The 14,947-nt window shown below is 36.8% G+C and carries 17 protein-coding genes; 11 read left to right on the top strand and 6 right to left on the bottom strand.

What is annotated here, in order from left to right; translation table 11 throughout:
- The first annotated feature begins 174 nt into the window (after positions 1-174).
- The 5 genes from ACQ76T_RS20155 to ACQ76T_RS20135 all read left to right on the top strand — a co-directional run bounded on the left by ACQ76T_RS20155 (position 175) and on the right by ACQ76T_RS20135 (position 3,584).
- On the top strand, positions 175-849 hold the full coding sequence (locus ACQ76T_RS20155; protein WP_431345024.1) for a DUF4919 domain-containing protein: 675 nt from the start codon (positions 175-177) through the stop codon (positions 847-849).
- Positions 850-1,068: 219 nt separating this feature from the next.
- The gene (locus ACQ76T_RS20150) at positions 1,069-1,920 is read left to right on the top strand and encodes an alpha/beta fold hydrolase (protein ID WP_431345023.1); all 852 of its coding nucleotides are present in this window, start codon (positions 1,069-1,071) and stop codon (positions 1,918-1,920) included.
- On the top strand, positions 1,920-2,390 hold the full coding sequence (locus tag ACQ76T_RS20145) for an RNA polymerase sigma factor (protein WP_431345022.1): 471 nt from the start codon (positions 1,920-1,922) through the stop codon (positions 2,388-2,390). Before ACQ76T_RS20150 ends, ACQ76T_RS20145 begins: the two co-directional genes overlap by 1 nt.
- Positions 2,380-2,970 carry a hypothetical protein gene (locus ACQ76T_RS20140; RefSeq protein ID WP_431345021.1) on the top strand — a complete coding sequence of 197 codons (591 nt, stop codon included), beginning with the start codon at positions 2,380-2,382 and terminating at the stop codon, positions 2,968-2,970. Before ACQ76T_RS20145 ends, ACQ76T_RS20140 begins: the two co-directional genes overlap by 11 nt.
- Positions 2,970-3,584, top strand: a complete 615-nt coding sequence (locus ACQ76T_RS20135; protein ID WP_431345020.1) for a class I SAM-dependent methyltransferase — start codon at positions 2,970-2,972, stop codon at positions 3,582-3,584. The genes ACQ76T_RS20140 and ACQ76T_RS20135 overlap by 1 nt, the downstream gene beginning before the upstream one ends.
- Positions 3,585-3,744: 160 nt before the next feature.
- Here ACQ76T_RS20135 and ACQ76T_RS20130 read toward each other — a convergent pair whose 3' ends face one another.
- Together ACQ76T_RS20130 and truA are read right to left on the bottom strand one after the other, a co-directional pair.
- Positions 3,745-5,502 (bottom strand): ABC transporter ATP-binding protein, encoded by a 1,758-nt coding sequence (locus ACQ76T_RS20130; protein ID WP_431345019.1) that lies wholly within the window; start codon positions 5,500-5,502, stop codon positions 3,745-3,747.
- A 367-nt stretch (positions 5,503-5,869) separates the two neighbouring features.
- On the bottom strand, positions 5,870-6,607 hold the full coding sequence (truA, locus tag ACQ76T_RS20125) for a tRNA pseudouridine(38-40) synthase TruA (RefSeq protein WP_431345018.1): 738 nt from the start codon (positions 6,605-6,607) through the stop codon (positions 5,870-5,872).
- Between the two features lie 110 nt (positions 6,608-6,717).
- On the opposite strand from truA, the gene lpxK reads away from it, so the two are divergent.
- The 6 genes from lpxK (at position 6,718) to ACQ76T_RS20095 (ending at position 12,292) form a co-directional block, all read left to right on the top strand.
- Positions 6,718-7,743 carry a tetraacyldisaccharide 4'-kinase gene (lpxK, locus tag ACQ76T_RS20120; protein WP_422694158.1) on the top strand — a complete coding sequence of 342 codons (1,026 nt, stop codon included), beginning with the start codon at positions 6,718-6,720 and terminating at the stop codon, positions 7,741-7,743.
- The gene (locus tag ACQ76T_RS20115) at positions 7,727-8,542 is read left to right on the top strand and encodes a purine-nucleoside phosphorylase (protein ID WP_431345017.1); all 816 of its coding nucleotides are present in this window, start codon (positions 7,727-7,729) and stop codon (positions 8,540-8,542) included. Before lpxK ends, ACQ76T_RS20115 begins: the two co-directional genes overlap by 17 nt.
- A gap of 100 nt (positions 8,543-8,642) precedes the next feature.
- A complete protein-coding gene (locus ACQ76T_RS20110) occupies positions 8,643-9,158 on the top strand; it encodes a TlpA family protein disulfide reductase (RefSeq protein WP_431345016.1) in 516 nt (171 codons plus the stop codon).
- Positions 9,159-9,178: 20 nt separating this feature from the next.
- Positions 9,179-9,631 (top strand): GNAT family N-acetyltransferase, encoded by a 453-nt coding sequence (locus ACQ76T_RS20105; RefSeq protein ID WP_431345015.1) that lies wholly within the window; start codon positions 9,179-9,181, stop codon positions 9,629-9,631.
- Positions 9,632-9,676: 45 nt separating this feature from the next.
- Entirely contained in the window at positions 9,677-10,774 is a 1,098-nt protein-coding gene (gene dinB / locus ACQ76T_RS20100; RefSeq protein WP_431345014.1) for a DNA polymerase IV, read from the top strand.
- Positions 10,775-10,831: 57 nt separating this feature from the next.
- On the top strand, positions 10,832-12,292 hold the full coding sequence (locus ACQ76T_RS20095; protein ID WP_431345013.1) for an alpha-amylase: 1,461 nt from the start codon (positions 10,832-10,834) through the stop codon (positions 12,290-12,292).
- Between the two features lie 69 nt (positions 12,293-12,361).
- Here the strand turns inward: ACQ76T_RS20095 and ACQ76T_RS20090 are convergent, their stop codons facing one another.
- From ACQ76T_RS20090 to ACQ76T_RS20075, 4 genes are all read right to left on the bottom strand, one after another.
- The gene (locus tag ACQ76T_RS20090; RefSeq protein WP_422694164.1) at positions 12,362-12,535 is read right to left on the bottom strand and encodes a hypothetical protein; all 174 of its coding nucleotides are present in this window, start codon (positions 12,533-12,535) and stop codon (positions 12,362-12,364) included.
- Positions 12,536-12,562: 27 nt separating this feature from the next.
- Positions 12,563-12,850 (bottom strand): hypothetical protein, encoded by a 288-nt coding sequence (locus tag ACQ76T_RS20085; protein ID WP_431345012.1) that lies wholly within the window; start codon positions 12,848-12,850, stop codon positions 12,563-12,565.
- 60 nt (positions 12,851-12,910) lie between these two features.
- Positions 12,911-13,171, bottom strand: a complete 261-nt coding sequence (locus ACQ76T_RS20080) for a hypothetical protein (RefSeq protein ID WP_431345011.1) — start codon at positions 13,169-13,171, stop codon at positions 12,911-12,913.
- A 153-nt stretch (positions 13,172-13,324) separates the two neighbouring features.
- Positions 13,325-14,689: a carboxylesterase family protein gene (locus ACQ76T_RS20075; RefSeq protein WP_431345010.1), complete on the bottom strand. Its 1,365-nt coding sequence runs from the start codon at positions 14,687-14,689 to the stop codon at positions 13,325-13,327.
- Positions 14,690-14,947 lie beyond the last annotated feature (258 nt).

Below are 14,947 nucleotides of genomic sequence, written 5' to 3'. Positions count from 1 at the left end.
TATTTTAGGGGTTGCTTCTCAAATTCCGAATAAAGTTACTAAATTTATTGACACAACATAACAGTTCATCAATATTTTACTATATTTTTTATAAATAATCAGAATATTTTATTCCATTGGTACATATTCCGTATTTTTACATGAAAGATCAATTGTAATAACCTCATAAAAAACATGACTATCAAAGTATTTTTCTCTTTATTCTTCTTCATTGGGTTCACTTTACTACATGCCCAGAAACTGAAATTCAAGGCTCCGGATTATCCTTTAATTGAAAAGAATATTCAGGATAAAAACTCAGAACTCTATTATCCGAAGCTTTTAAAAAGATTACAGCAGAATGATACCCTCCTTACGAACGATCAGTATCGTCATCTTTATTTCGGTTATCTATTTCAAAAAAGCTATAATCCCTACAAAATAAGTAAGAAAGCAGAGGAAATGACCAGGTATTACCGCGGAGAAGGAATCACAGAGAAAGATTTACCAAAAGGTATTCAGCTGTTTAAGGAAGCTCTCGAAGAAAATCCGCTCGACATCCGTGCTATGAACTATCTGGCCTACATGTATCATCTCATAAATGATGAGGGGGCGGCTAAAAAAATTGCTGAAAACTTTCGTGGGTTATTAGAAGCTATCCTTTCTTCGGGAGATGGCTTAACGTGTGAAACCGGGTTTCATGTCATTTCAGTGACCGATGAATATGTTATGATGAACAGATTTCAAATGGAGTCCATATCTCAAAGCTATAAAGGACAATGTGATTATCAGAAGTTTGAAAAAGATAAATATACAGTTCCAGGCCTGTATTTTAATGTGAGTAAATTTTATGGGAAAATATTGGACTGATCTGCTCTTTCGCATAAAAATTATAATCTAATATCTTACTATCTATCATTTATTCTGAGAGTTATCATAATTCTGAAACACCATATTGAAAATAATACCGATGTAATAATATCCTAAACATACAAGGAAAACATTTTTTCTAAAAAAAGTAAAATTTGTTGTAACATTTTAAAAATGTTCGTCTCTAAAAGACAAATAAACCTTAAAACTTTAGAAATCATGAAAAAATTAACATTCCTTCTTGTCGTCATGTTATTCTTTTTAGCAGTATGCAATATATTTGGTCAGACAAAAGCCTATCCTTTTGAAGTAAAGAAAACCGGAAAAGGCAAACAGTCTTTAATTTTCATTCCGGGATTTGCTTCTTCCGGAGAGGTATGGAACGAAACCACTGCAAAGTTTGAAAAAAATTTCACCTGTTATACCCTAACGATGGCAGGTTTTGCCGGGATACCACCAGAAGCCAGTGCCAGCTTCGCAAGCTGGGAAAAAGAAATCGCAGCTTACATCAAAAATAATAAAATCGAAAAACCTGTACTTATAGGCCACAGCATGGGCGGAGGACTGGCTTTAGCTATTGCTGCAGATTATCCGGATCTCGTTGCAAAAATCATTATTGTAGATACTTTACCTTGCCTCGCTGCTTTTTCAGATCCTAATTTTAAGGCCAAAGAAAATAATGACTTTACTCCTATGATTAATAAATTGACAGCAATGACGGATGAACAGTTCCTCCAAATGCAGAAGCAGGCTATTCCAAGCCTTCTTGGAGACACTTCTATGCAGGAAACGGTGATCGGCTGGAGTATGAAATCGGACCGAAATACATTTGCTAAAATGTACTGTGATTTTTCCAATACGGATCTCCGAGACAAAATAAAAAATATACAATGTCCGTCACTTATTCTGCTGGAATCTTTTTTTGCTAATATGAAGCCTGCTATTGAAGCTCAATATAAAAACTTAAAAAATACAGATATGCAGTATGCTTCAAAAGGGTTACACTTCATCATGTACGATGACAAAGATTGGTACTTCAACCAGCTTACTAACTTTTTATCTGCGAAATAATGGCTTTCGAAGAGATATATGAACTCTACTGGCAGAAAATATTCCGTCTGTGCATGGGATATGTGAATGATCCAGAACAGGCACAGGATCTGGCGCAGGAAACCTTTATCATCGTGTGGCAACAGCTTCCGAAATTCAGAAACGAATCCAGTATAGGGACATGGATTTTCCGAATCGCTTCCAACAATTGTCTCCGGCAGATGGAAAGAGAAAAGAAATTCGCCAAAACAGATCTTCCCATGAATCTGGAAGAAAAGAAACAGGAATCTTTGGAACCTCAGATCCAATTGCTCTATCAGTTTATTTCTGAACTTCCTGAAACAGACAGAATTATTATTTCATTGGAGCTGGAAGAAATAAAGCAGGCAGAAATAGCTCATATTGTAGGGCTTTCAGAATCTAACATACGGGTAAAGATTCACAGGATAAAAGAAAAATTAACGCAAAAGTTTAAAGAAAATGGATTCTAATATCGACTTCAAAAATATCTGGAAACAACAGACTTCCAACAAACCCAATCTGGAAGAGCTTCTCGGAAAACTTAAAAAATTCAGGAATGAAAATCTGCGTAAGCTGATCTGCTCCAATCTTTCACTGATAGCTACGTCCCTGTTTATAGCTTTCATATGGTATTATTATCAGCCTCAGATGATCAGTACCAAACTGGGAATTGTTCTGGTGATTTTGGCCATGATTATTTTCCTGGCTGCTTATAACAGATTGTTCATGACATTTTATAAAATAGACAGCACCCAGTCTAACAATGAATATCTACAACGCCTATATGTGGTAAAAAACAAGCAAAAATTTATGCAGACTACGATGATGAATCTTTATTTCATCATGCTGTCTCTGGGAATCTGCCTTTATTTATATGAATATACTTCCCGCATGACGCTCTTTTCAGCTTGTTTGGCCTATGGAATCACTTTATTATGGATAGCCTTCAACTGGTTTTATCTGAGACCAAAAACAATAAAAAAACAAGAAAGTAAACTTGACGGATTAATAAGTAAATTTGAAGAGATAAATAATCAATTAAAAGAATAATGAGCTCTTCAGATCACAAAAATCACTGGGAAAACGTATATGAAACCAAAAATCCAGATCAGGTAAGCTGGACACAGAAAAAACCCAAAACATCACTCGATTTCATACAAGCCTGCGGACTTGGAAAAGAAGCAAAAATTATCGACATTGGTGGCGGAGACAGCAATCTTGTTGATTTTCTTCTCGAAGAAGGATATGAAAATATCACCGTGCTTGATATTTCTGCCAAAGCCTTGGAAAAAGCACAACACAGACTTGGAGCCTTAGCCGGCAAAGTTAAATGGATAGCCACAGATATTACTACTTTCGAGCCTGTAGAAGCCTATGATATCTGGCACGACAGAGCTGCTTTTCATTTCCTTACAACACCGGAACAGGTTTCAAAATACATTGCTACTGCAACAAAAAATGTAAATAATTTCATGATCCTTGGAACCTTTTCAAAAAACGGACCTACAAAATGCAGCGGATTGGATATTCAGCAGTATGATGAAACCTCGTTATCCGAAAAGTTTGAAGAAAGTTTTCAAAAGGTACAATGCATTACTGAAGATCACACCACTCCTTTTGAAACCGTTCAGAACTTTGTATTCTGCCGTTTTGAAAAGAAATGAAAAAACATTATAAAAGCTGTAAAATATTAACACACTAAAAAGTGTCTACAAAATATTATCGATAAACACTAAAAAATAATGGCTTAGAGAATAACAGTTGATACTTTTCTCTAAGCCATTTTATATCTTACAATATTTTTTTTGGTACTTTTCTTACCAACTAAGATTCTTTTTCCTCTTCCACTTCCACTTCGTGTCTCAGCTGAGCTTTGTATAGGGTGGCATAATAACCGTTCTGATCAAGAAGATCCAGGTGTTTACCCTCTTCCACTATTTTCCCATGTTCCATTACAATAATTTTATCTGCTTTCTCAATGGTTGATAGTCGGTGGGCAATGATAATGGAAGTTCTGTTTTTGGTAATTTTTTCTGTTGCTTTCTGTATTAATTTTTCACTTTCATGGTCGATAGAAGAAGTGGCTTCATCCAGAATTAAAATTTTAGGATCAGAAAGATAAGCTCTCAAGAAAGACAATAGCTGTCTCTGACCTAAAGAAATGGAAGATCCTCTTTCGCTTACAACATAGTCATAACCTCCAGGAAGCTGTTCGATAAAATCATCTACTTCAATTTCTCTGGCTCCTGCCTTGATTTTTTCTAAAGTAATACTGTCATCACCAAAAGCAAGATTCTCAAAAATACTTCCATGGAAAAGGAAGACATCCTGCAACACTACTCCAATGTGGCTTCTCAGATTATACAATTCATAATCTTTCAAATTCACGTCATCGATAAGGATATTTCCCGAATTGATATCATACAGTCTTGTTATTAAGCTAATAATCGTAGACTTTCCAGCCCCTGTAGCCCCTACAATTGCAACGGTTTCTCCAGGATTTACTTTAAAATCAATTCCTTTCAACACTTCCTGCTTCTCATCGTATGCAAAATGTACTTTTTCGAATTCTATTTTACCGGCAAAGTGATCTTTTTTCACGGTTCCTGTATTCAACATGGAATTATCTTCATCCATTATTCCCAATACTCTCTCAGCCCCTACAATACCTCTCTGGATATTATTGAAACGGTCTGCGATCTGCCGCAAAGGGCGAATCAGCATCGAAATATACTGTATAAAAGCAATGACAACCCCTGCACTGATGGTAATATATCCACCGTAGAAAAGAATAAAACCGATAAACAGAGAAGAAATAAGTTCTACCACCGGAAAGAATAGGGAGAAAATAAAAACGGTTCTCAGTAAGGCTCCTTTCAGGGTAATATTGATATCATCAAATTTGTTGTATTCCGCTTCCTGTCTGTTGAATACCTGTATAATAGGCATCCCGGCCAATCTTTCCTGTACAAAAGAGTTTTGATTGGCGGTCCAGGTTCTTTCATCTCCAAATGCTTTTTTAAGTCTTTTCTGAAAAAACCTTGTGATAACTACCATCAAAGGAAGAATCGCCAATGTGATATAACTCAAATGAACATTCGTGCTGAACATCATGATCAGTACGAAAAGAATTCTAAGAATATCTCCAAAAACCATTAAAAATCCGTCTGTATACACTGTAGCAATAGTTTCCACATCTCCCACAGCACGGGTTACCAACTGTCCGATTGGCGTTTTATCAAAAAAAGAGGTTTTAAAATAAATAAGTTTCGCATACAGCCTTTCTCTGATGTCTCGGATAACGTTCTGCGAAATAAAATTTGAAAAATAAACCAGAAAAAAGTTTAAAATAGTTTCAGCAAATACCAACCCTACCAGGATATAAATATGCTTCATCATCAAAGCTTTATCCTGAAGTTTGGTAATATCATTATCTACCACCTGCATTGTCAGATAAGGCCTGTAAGTAGAAACAATAGAAAGTATTACGGAAATTATCAGAGTAAGAATGAACCAAGAACGGAATTTCATTCCGATAAAGAACAGTCTTTTTATAATTCCCCAGGTATCTTGTTTTTTCATTGTACGAATCGAAGAAAAGAATTAAAATAAAATTCTATGCAAAAATAAGACATTATAACCGGACTGCCTTTACAACTTCTACAAATCGTTATAGAAAATTTCAGATACCAGTCATTTACAGAATGAATATCCTTCCTCTGTTTAGACGCTGTATTCCGGATCATTAAGAAATGATGAAACTTATCAGAAAGAATTTCTTACCTGCCAATTTCGTAATTTATCAAAACAGCCCTGTTTTAACCCTTCCCGACATCTCACGAGGTTTAAAACAATAATGTTTGTGACTTCCGGAGTCCTCCGGTGATTTGTTTTAAGTCGTAACCACAGGACTTTTTTACTGCCCCTAAAATTGAGGGCTGCTTATTTCTCAGTATTCAAATTCGTATCCTACATCTACAAGATACAACCCATGTCCCGGTGCCGAGGTACCAGCTGCATTTCGGTTTTTGTCCTCAATCACTTTACGAAGATCTTCCGGCTTCAGTTTTCCTGTTCCTATTTCTACCATGGTACCTACGATAGCACGAACCATATTTCTCAGAAAACGGTTGGCAGAAACGGTGAATTTCAATTCTGTTCCGTTTTGTTCCCATTCTGCTTTATATATTTTGCAGATATTGGTTTTGTTATCGGTTTTGAGTTTTGCAAAACTGGTAAAATCTTCATACTCGAACAGAATCTTACAGGCTTCATTCATTTTTTCAATATCCAGCGGTCTTTTCCAATGCTGCCAGGCAGATTCCTGGGTAAATGGGTTCTTCGTTAATGAAATATAATATTCGTACGTTCTGTAAGTGGCATCAAAACGGGCATGAAAATCATCCTTTACCTGGAAAATTCTTTCAATAGAAATATCAGGTGGCAGAAAACTGTTCAGCCTTCGTGGAAGTTCTGAACTGATTTCCTTTTCTGTATCGAAATGGGCAAATATTTTTTTGGCGTGAACTCCTGTATCGGTTCTTCCGGCTCCTGTTGTTTTAATGTCTTCCCGTAAGATGGTGGAAAGGGCTTTTTCCAGTTCTTCTTGTACAGAAATGGCATCCGGCTGTATCTGATAGCCGAAATAATTCTTGCCGTTGTAAGAAAATTCTATAAAGTATCTCAATTGTATAGTAATAACTCCACAAAAATACTGTAATTTAACGAAATATTTATTGAAAAGTCTTTGAGAATGTTGCGCCAAATGCTTCTGAAAATTCCTATTTTTGCAATCGTATGAAAAGATGGTACCTTTATCCTTTTTCCCTCGGTTATCATTTGGTAACGGGTATCCGGAACACAATGTATGATCTGGGAATTTTTAAATCGACAAAATTCAAAACTCCGATAATCAATGTCGGAAATCTTTCTGTGGGCGGAAGTGGAAAATCGCCTATGGTGATGTATCTCGCTCAGTTTTTATCCAAACATTACAGAACAGGCGTTTTATCCCGAGGATATGGAAGACTCACCAAAGGGTATGAAGTCACCAATTACGACAGCAACTACAAAATAGTAGGTGATGAAGCGATGCAGCTTTTTGAACGTTTCAAAAACCGTTTTGTGATTGCCGTTTCCGAAGAACGTGTTCCCGGAGCCAAAAAAGTAATTGATGATATGGACCTGGGAGTTTTGGTATTGGATGATGCTTTTCAGCACAGAGCGATAAAAGCTGGTTTCAATATTCTGATGACCGACTTTAACGATCCGTTTTTCAAAGACTATATTCTTCCTGCGGGAGATCTGAGAGAATCGAGAGCAGGTTATAAAAGAGCTGATATTATTATGGTCAGTAAATGTCCTGACGAACTGACGGAGGAAACCAAGAGATATTATATTTCAAGGATAAGACCTTCATACGGGCAGAAAGTATTCTTCTCATCCATTGGCTACGATGAAAATGTATACGGAAAAGATAAAATCCTTCCTGATAACAACCTGAACTATTATGATATCCTTCTCATCACAGGAATTGCCAATCCGAAACCGCTTCTGGAACATCTGGCAAAATTCTCGAAAAGGGTAAAACATTTAAAGTTTAGAGATCATCATAATTTCACGGATGATGATATTAAAAAAATCGTTGCCGAGTATAAAAAATTAGGAGAATATAAGCTGATATTAACCACAGAGAAAGATTACGTACGTCTGAAAACTTTTGACTATCTTAGAGAAATTGTTTACTACTGGCCTATCAATGTTGTCATTGATAAGAAAGAAGAATTCAATCAAATCATCTTAGATTATGTTAAAAAAAATTAAAGAGACTGCTGATTTTATCAAAAATATCATTCAGGAAACTCCTGATTTTGCAGTCGTTTTAGGATCAGGACTGGGTAAGTTACAGAATGAGGTAGAACCGATCTATGTTTTAGAATACGAAGAGATTCCTCATTTTCCACAAACAACGGTTGCCGGACATACCGGAAAGTTGATTTATGGAATTTTAGAAGGAAAAAAAGTACTGATGATGAGTGGCCGTTTTCATTATTATGAAGGACATTCTATGGAAACAGTAACCTTCCCTGTAAGAGTGGTTCATCAGCTGGGAATTAAAAACCTCATCCTTTCCAACGCTTGTGGCGGGGTAAACCAGGCTTACAGTGTTGCAGATATCGTTATCTTAAAAGATCACATCAATATGATGCCTGAGCACCCGCTTCGGGGAAAGAATATTGACGAACTCGGACCACGTTTTGTGGATATGAGTGAACCTTATAACAAAAAAATGATCAGCACCGCTGAGCAGGTTGCCTCAGAAAACAATATTAAAATTCATCAGGGAGTGTACGTTGCCCTTCAGGGCCCCACCTTTGAAACTCCTGCAGAGTATGGCATGATCAAAGCCATTGGCGGAGATATGGTAGGTATGAGTACCGTTCCGGAAGTCATTGTTGCAAAACACATGGGAATGGATGTATTCTGTATGTCTGTTATTACAGATCTTGGCGGACCGGATATTGCTTTCGCTGTTTCTCACGAAGAAGTTCTGGATGCGGCCAATAAAGCAATGCCCAATGTAATCACCATAGTTAAAGGACTGATAAAAACATATCCATAAATTCTATACTTCAAAATTCATAGAATTTTTCAATGGATTAATTTTCCTACTCTCCAATTCCAATTCATTGTTTAGATTTGTATAAATGAAATTGTACGAAATGAGAAAGTTGTTATTAATGTTTATGATCGGTATTTTTGGAATCAGTTATTCACAAAAAGTACCTGCAGTTCTTAAAACCAGTTTTTCCAAAGAAGCTTTACAGCAAAAACTTGAAGATGAAGATGGAAAAGCGATTACCATTCAACAGATCCTTGATCAGCATAAAGGAAAAGTTTTATTAATTGATTTTTGGGCTGGATGGTGCAGAGACTGTCTTCAGGCCTTTCCAAAAGCTGAGATATTAGAAAAAAACAATCCTAATATAGATTTTGTATTCCTTTCCCTGGAAAGATCTAAAGAAGGTTTTGATAAAAGCCTTGTAAGATTCAATATGAAAGACAAAGAGAACTATTGGTTTGCTTCAGGGTGGAAAAATGATTTTAACAATTATATTGATCTGAACTGGATTCCGAGATATATGATTATTGATCAGAAATCTGCTATTGCCAAATATTATGCTATCGCTCCGGACGACCCGGAAATTCAGCAGACTATAGACAAGCTTTTACAATAGTTCCCCATTCCAATTACACCATGATTACAAGAGAAGCCACAAAAGAAGACCTTCAGGTTCTTCTAGCATTTGAACAGGGAATGGTTTCGGCAGAAAGGCCTTTCAACAGTACCCTTATCGATGGCGAAATTCATTATTATGATCTGAATGAGTTTATTAATTCTCCGGATGCTATTTTAATCGTAGCAGAAGAAAATGATGAAATTGTTGCCTCAGGATATGCGCTGATAAAAAAATCAGAGAAGGAATATAATACCTTTAAAAAGTATGCCTATCTGGGATTTATGTATGTAAAACCCGAATACAGAGGAAAAGGAATCAACAAAATAATTACGGATGAACTCCTCCATTGGTCCAAAACCAAAGGTGTTTCAGAAGTAAGACTGGATGTATATGCCCAGAATGAATCTGCTATAAAAGCTTATAAAAAAGCGGGTTTTGAACCTTTATTTCTTACCATGAGACTGAAATAGTAACGAATAATATATCGTAAATAAAGGAATCCATATCTTTGTGATATGGATTCTCTGGTACCACTCCGTAAAATTATTCACGTGGATATGGACGCATTTTATGCTTCTGTAGAACAGCATGATAATCCGACACTGAAAGGTAAACCTATCGCTGTGGGAGGTCAGCACCGCGGAGTTGTTGCTGCGGCAAGCTATGAAGCAAGAAAATATGGCGTTCGTTCGGCAATGCCCAGCAAAACAGCGAAAGAAAGATGTCCTCATCTGATCTTTGTTCCTCCCCGTTTTGCCAGATATAAAGAAATTTCCAAAAAGATCCGGGAAATTTTCTATGAATATACCGATCTGGTAGAGCCTCTTTCCCTGGATGAGGCCTATCTGGATGTCACGGAAAATAAAAAAGAAATAGAATCGGCCAACCAGATCGCAAGAGAGATCCGTCAAAAAATATTTGAACAAACGGGATTAACGGCTTCTGCGGGGATATCCGTCAATAAGTTCCTTGCCAAAGTAGCTTCTGATATTAATAAGCCTAATGGTCAAAAAACCATTCATCCTGATAAAGTAGAACATTTTCTGGAAGAATTGCCTGTTGAAAAGTTTTATGGAGTAGGAAAAGTTACGGCTAATAAAATGTTCAGTTTGGGAATTTATAAAGGAAAAGATTTAAAGAAAAGGTCACTGGAAGAACTCGTGAAGATGTTCGGAAAATCCGGAGGACATTATTACAATGTGGTACGCGGCATTCATACTTCAGAAGTGAAACCTCATCGCATTCAGAAAAGTGTAGCGGTGGAAAGAACATTTTTTGAAGATCTTTTTGATGAGCAGCAAATCAATGAAAAACTGGAAAGTTTAAGTGAAGAGCTTCATCAGCGTCTGCAGAAAAATAATATCATGGGAAGAACGTTGACCTTAAAAATCAAATATAAAGATTTTTCTCTTTTCACAAGGAGCATCACGAGAGAAGAATATTTTACAAATCCTGAACAGTATTTCAATACTGGGAAAAAACTTTGGGAACTTCGCCCTTATGACAAAGCTGTCCGTTTACTGGGATTATCTCTTTCTCACCTCAATACAGAAGAAAAAAAGCAGATTTCCGTTCAACTAAAAATTCCGTTTGAAGAATTTGAGAATCAATAGATCATATTTTTTCGCTAAATTGTATCCAACAAATCAGCAAAATTTATGAACCCAACTATGATTCAGTTTTTTCACTGGTATTCTGAAGGAGACGGAAAACTATGGAAAGAAGCGGAAAAACAGGCTAAATATCTCGAAAAATTAGGAATCACTTCAGTATGGTTCCCTCCAGCTTATAAAGGAACGAATGGCGGTTATTCTACCGGATATGACGCTTATGATCTCTATGATCTGGGAGAATTTGACCAAAAGGGAACAATTTCTACCAAGTATGGTCTTAAAAAAGAATATCTCAAAGCCATTCATGCTTTAAAAAAACAAAATATAGAGGTGATTGTTGATATCGTCCTCGGCCATAAAGCCGGTGGTGATGAGCTGGAAAAATTTAAAGTGGTAAAGGTAGATGAGAACAACAGGGAGAAAGTTATCTCCGACATTATTGAGATAGAATCATACACCAAGTTTACATTTCCGGGAAGAGGAAAAAAATATTCAGATTTTGAGTGGAACTTTACTTGCTTCAGCGGTGTGGATTATGCGGAAGGTATGGATTCCCACATCTACAAAATACAGTCTGAATACGGAAACGACTGGGAAGAAATGATAGATGATGAAAAAGGAAATTACGATTATCTTATGTACAACGACGTTGAGCATCGCAATCCTTTTGTTCGGGAAGAGCTCAACAACTGGGCAAAATGGTATTTTGACCAGACTGATTTTGATGGGGTAAGGCTGGATGCTTTAAAACATATTTCTTTTGATTTTTATAAAGAATGGATCACTCTTCTGCGCTCCAATTCTGGGAAGAATATTTTTGCTGTTGGGGAATATTGGGCTCCGGGATATCTTCATCTGCTTCAGAAATATATTGATGTAACGGAAGGTTGCATGAGTTTGTTTGACAGTTCTTTGCAGAATAATTTCCATACGGCGTCAAAAGAAGGAGCTTCTTATGATCTCAGAAATATTTTTGAAGAAACTCTTACTCAGGCAGATCCTTTGCATTCGGTGAGTCTTGTTGCCAATCACGACACACAACCCCTACAGGCTCTGGAAGCTCCTGTTGAGCCTTGGTTCAAGCCTATAGCGTATGCTTTGATCTTATTGCGAAAAGACGGCTATCCATGTATTTTTTATCCGGATCTTTATGGATCACATTATGTGGATAAAGACAAAGATGGAAATGATCAGGAAATCTTCATGCCGAAGATAGATGGTATTGAAGAGCTTCTGAAAGCAAGAAAAGACTATGCTTACGGAGAGCAAAAAGATTATTTTGAGGACGCTAACTGTCTGGGATGGGTTCGGGAAGGAGATGATCAGCATGCAGGATGTGCCGTAGTTCTAAGCAATAAAGACTCTTACAACAAGCCTATGGAAATGGGAATGCTTTATGCCGGTAAAAAATTCAAAGATCTTTTGAAACGATTTAAAGATAAAGTAACCATCGATGAAAACGGATGGGGAAATTTTCCTGTTCCTGCGGGTAATGTAAGTGTTTGGATCTCCGAATAACATGAATGTATGAAAAATAAAAAGCATACATAATAGAGTCATGTATGCCTTGTATCCTTTCAGAGTATTTTAGCAGTAAATATATTGGCAATACCAAATATCTTTTGCCCATTCGCAGCAGTAGCCGTCTTCGTTGGAAGTACAGCATACCCGATCCCTATTAAGACCTTCTCCTTTGATATTCATCAGTTTTTTACGATCGAGCTTTCGCCCTTGATTCAATGTTGTGTTTGGATTTTTCATAGTAAAGTATTTTTGAATTGATATAACTTAATCACTGAAACAATTATTTGGACACGGATCTGAAGTCACATAAGAATAGGTCCCACAATAGCAGGTATGCGTAGGACCTGTTGTCCCCCCTCCTGTTCCACCAGGGCCTCCGCCGGATGGGTTATAGGGAACACAACGTCCGTTTTCACATATGTCACCTGGATTGCAACCTCCTTCTCCAGGACCTCCACCTGAAAAACAATAAGCAGGTTCTCCGGGAGATCCTGCGAGCAAATTACGGAGTGTTTCTCTGCTCAGCTCATGCCATTTCAATTTTGTATTCATAGTCTATTTGATTTTGGTAAATGGTTTTTAAAATTCATAAGTATGTAGTATACTCTTTATTTATACGGTTTGTTCGGGATCAGGGCCACCTGTATTACCACCACCGCCAATTCCGCCGCCGGTGCCCCAGCCTCCTGTACCACCAGCATTACCATTACCACCACTATTCCCGGAAAGTTCACATCCGTAAGGGCCACAAACATATGGATATAAACATTGTCCTCCCCTGGCTGAAACATTTGTACAAATGTCTATAGTACCTGCCTGTATTCTTTTGAGAATATCCCTGCTCAATTGGTACTGAAAAATTTTAGTTTTCATAATTATTATATTTTAAGGTTTGGCAAATCAAATATACACAAAAAATAAAATAATAACCATTTCATTAACAATATAATACTAATCCTATCTTATACACTTGTTTCTTCACAAATAAACAGAAAACCGATATTTATCCTTTTTTCAGATTTTGAATTACTGTTTTCTTTCTCCAATACTACGTTCAATCTTTTGCAAGTCTAAAATTTCAGGGATCTCAGAACTGTCGGAAATTCTCCCTGTTCTGGCGAACTCAGCCCAAAGAGCTCTTAGTTTTTTTCCATTCTCATGAATGCGATTCCAGGGAATATCTTTCAGCATTTCGGATGACTTCCATGCAGATTCATTACCGAAGATCAAAGGAAGATCAATACAGTGAGAGGCTCCTATGTGATTCGCTTTTAATTTGGAAAATATTCTGAACAGGTAAACATTTCCTCCTCCATTAGCATGATTCTCTGCAAATTTACGGGCCGGATTTCCATAAATGAATTCTGTAGTTTTTTTGACAGTCTTATCAAGTATTTTCAAACCTATTCCCTTTCCAAAATATTTATTCAAGGCTTCGGAAGTTTTGAGATAAAAAGCTGTTTCATCATTATTCAACCCAATCAGTACATCATATTGATGAGCATTTTCTTTCCATTTTTCTACAGCCTCATCTTCTCTACATAACGGAGGAAAACCATATTGAGTACCAAATGGCATGGCGGCTTTCAAACCATATTTAATTACAGGGGGAACCAGTTTTCCATAGTCATCCATCATTTTCATTACATCTGCTTCATCTTTCAAAAATTCAGTTTTCTTCAGAAACTCTTCAGACATTTTCTGCCTTTTATCACGCAGCCCCAGAGGAGCACTCTGGATAATCAGGCGCTGAAAAAGGTTTTCTACTCCATCTGAAATCATGAGGTGAGCAATGGCATCTCCTCCTGAAGATTGTCCTAAAAGGGTAATATTATTTTCATCCCCTCCAAAATCTGCAATATAATTTTTGATCCATTGTAAAGCTTCTATGATATCAAACAAACCTAAATTGGCCGGTCTTTTTTCATCCCCACCCAAAAACCCAAAAAGTCCTAGGCGATAGGAAACGGTAACAACAATAATATTCTGCTCTTTTACCCATTCTGAGGGATCTGCTGTGGATAAGTCTCCGCATCCTATTTCATGAGAACCTCCATGAATCCAAACAACAACAGGAAGCTTTTCATTTTCAATTCTACTCTCGGGGCGAGTTATGGAGAGGTATTGCGTAGATTCATCGGCTTCGAAATTGTCAACAGGAGTAGCACCGATCATTTTTTCCACAAGCGGACTCAACTTCTGTGGGCAAACAGGAGTTTTAGCAGGTGCGATAATTTCTGAGTCTGAAGGTTTTTCAGGTAAAGGTTTTTGGTACCTTTCAGAATGAGCATAACGGATACTTCTTGCTCTGATAATTCCATTTTCCTTTAATGCCACGATTTTTCCAAAACGGGTCTTAAAAATAAGGATGTTCTGTTGATTGGGTGTCATCTCTAAAACTGTGAAAACTTTTCTCTTTAAATTTAATTATTTAAACACAAATGACACAAATACAAGCACAAATATTCACTAAAGATTATTGTGTTATTCGTGAAAAGGATTAGTGCTATTCGTGTTAAAAAAATCTAAACACAAATTCCACAAATGCAAGCACAAATATTCACTAAAGATTATTGTGTTATTCGTGAAAAAATTAGTGTTATTCGTGTTGAAAAAAATCTAAACACAAATTCCACAAATGCAAGCACA

Origin of the sequence: Chryseobacterium sp. JK1, assembly GCF_050632815.1 — a bacterium.
GTDB lineage: Bacteria > Bacteroidota > Bacteroidia > Flavobacteriales > Weeksellaceae > Chryseobacterium.
This window is presented reverse-complemented; position numbering and strand designations above follow the sequence as displayed.

What these genes read in the sequence shown, in the direction of transcription:
- ACQ76T_RS20155 (WP_431345024.1), top strand. Translation starts at nt 175, where the DNA reads ATGACTATCAAAGTATTTTTCTCTTTATTCTTCTTCATTGGGTTCACT.
- ACQ76T_RS20150 (WP_431345023.1), top strand. Translation starts at nt 1,069, where the DNA reads ATGAAAAAATTAACATTCCTTCTTGTCGTCATGTTATTCTTTTTAGCA.
- ACQ76T_RS20145 (WP_431345022.1), top strand. Translation starts at nt 1,920, where the DNA reads ATGGCTTTCGAAGAGATATATGAACTCTACTGGCAGAAAATATTCCGT.
- ACQ76T_RS20140 (WP_431345021.1), top strand. Translation starts at nt 2,380, where the DNA reads ATGGATTCTAATATCGACTTCAAAAATATCTGGAAACAACAGACTTCC.
- ACQ76T_RS20135 (WP_431345020.1), top strand. Translation starts at nt 2,970, where the DNA reads ATGAGCTCTTCAGATCACAAAAATCACTGGGAAAACGTATATGAAACC.
- ACQ76T_RS20130 (WP_431345019.1), bottom strand. Translation starts at nt 5,502, where the DNA reads ATGAAAAAACAAGATACCTGGGGAATTATAAAAAGACTGTTCTTTATC.
- lpxK (WP_422694158.1), top strand. Translation starts at nt 6,718, where the DNA reads ATGAAAAGATGGTACCTTTATCCTTTTTCCCTCGGTTATCATTTGGTA.
- ACQ76T_RS20115 (WP_431345017.1), top strand. Translation starts at nt 7,727, where the DNA reads ATGTTAAAAAAAATTAAAGAGACTGCTGATTTTATCAAAAATATCATT.
- ACQ76T_RS20110 (WP_431345016.1), top strand. Translation starts at nt 8,643, where the DNA reads ATGAGAAAGTTGTTATTAATGTTTATGATCGGTATTTTTGGAATCAGT.
- ACQ76T_RS20105 (WP_431345015.1), top strand. Translation starts at nt 9,179, where the DNA reads ATGATTACAAGAGAAGCCACAAAAGAAGACCTTCAGGTTCTTCTAGCA.
- dinB (WP_431345014.1), top strand. Translation starts at nt 9,677, where the DNA reads ATGGATTCTCTGGTACCACTCCGTAAAATTATTCACGTGGATATGGAC.
- ACQ76T_RS20095 (WP_431345013.1), top strand. Translation starts at nt 10,832, where the DNA reads ATGATTCAGTTTTTTCACTGGTATTCTGAAGGAGACGGAAAACTATGG.
- ACQ76T_RS20090 (WP_422694164.1), bottom strand. Translation starts at nt 12,535, where the DNA reads ATGAAAAATCCAAACACAACATTGAATCAAGGGCGAAAGCTCGATCGT.
- ACQ76T_RS20085 (WP_431345012.1), bottom strand. Translation starts at nt 12,850, where the DNA reads ATGAATACAAAATTGAAATGGCATGAGCTGAGCAGAGAAACACTCCGT.
- ACQ76T_RS20080 (WP_431345011.1), bottom strand. Translation starts at nt 13,171, where the DNA reads ATGAAAACTAAAATTTTTCAGTACCAATTGAGCAGGGATATTCTCAAA.
- ACQ76T_RS20075 (WP_431345010.1), bottom strand. Translation starts at nt 14,689, where the DNA reads ATGACACCCAATCAACAGAACATCCTTATTTTTAAGACCCGTTTTGGA.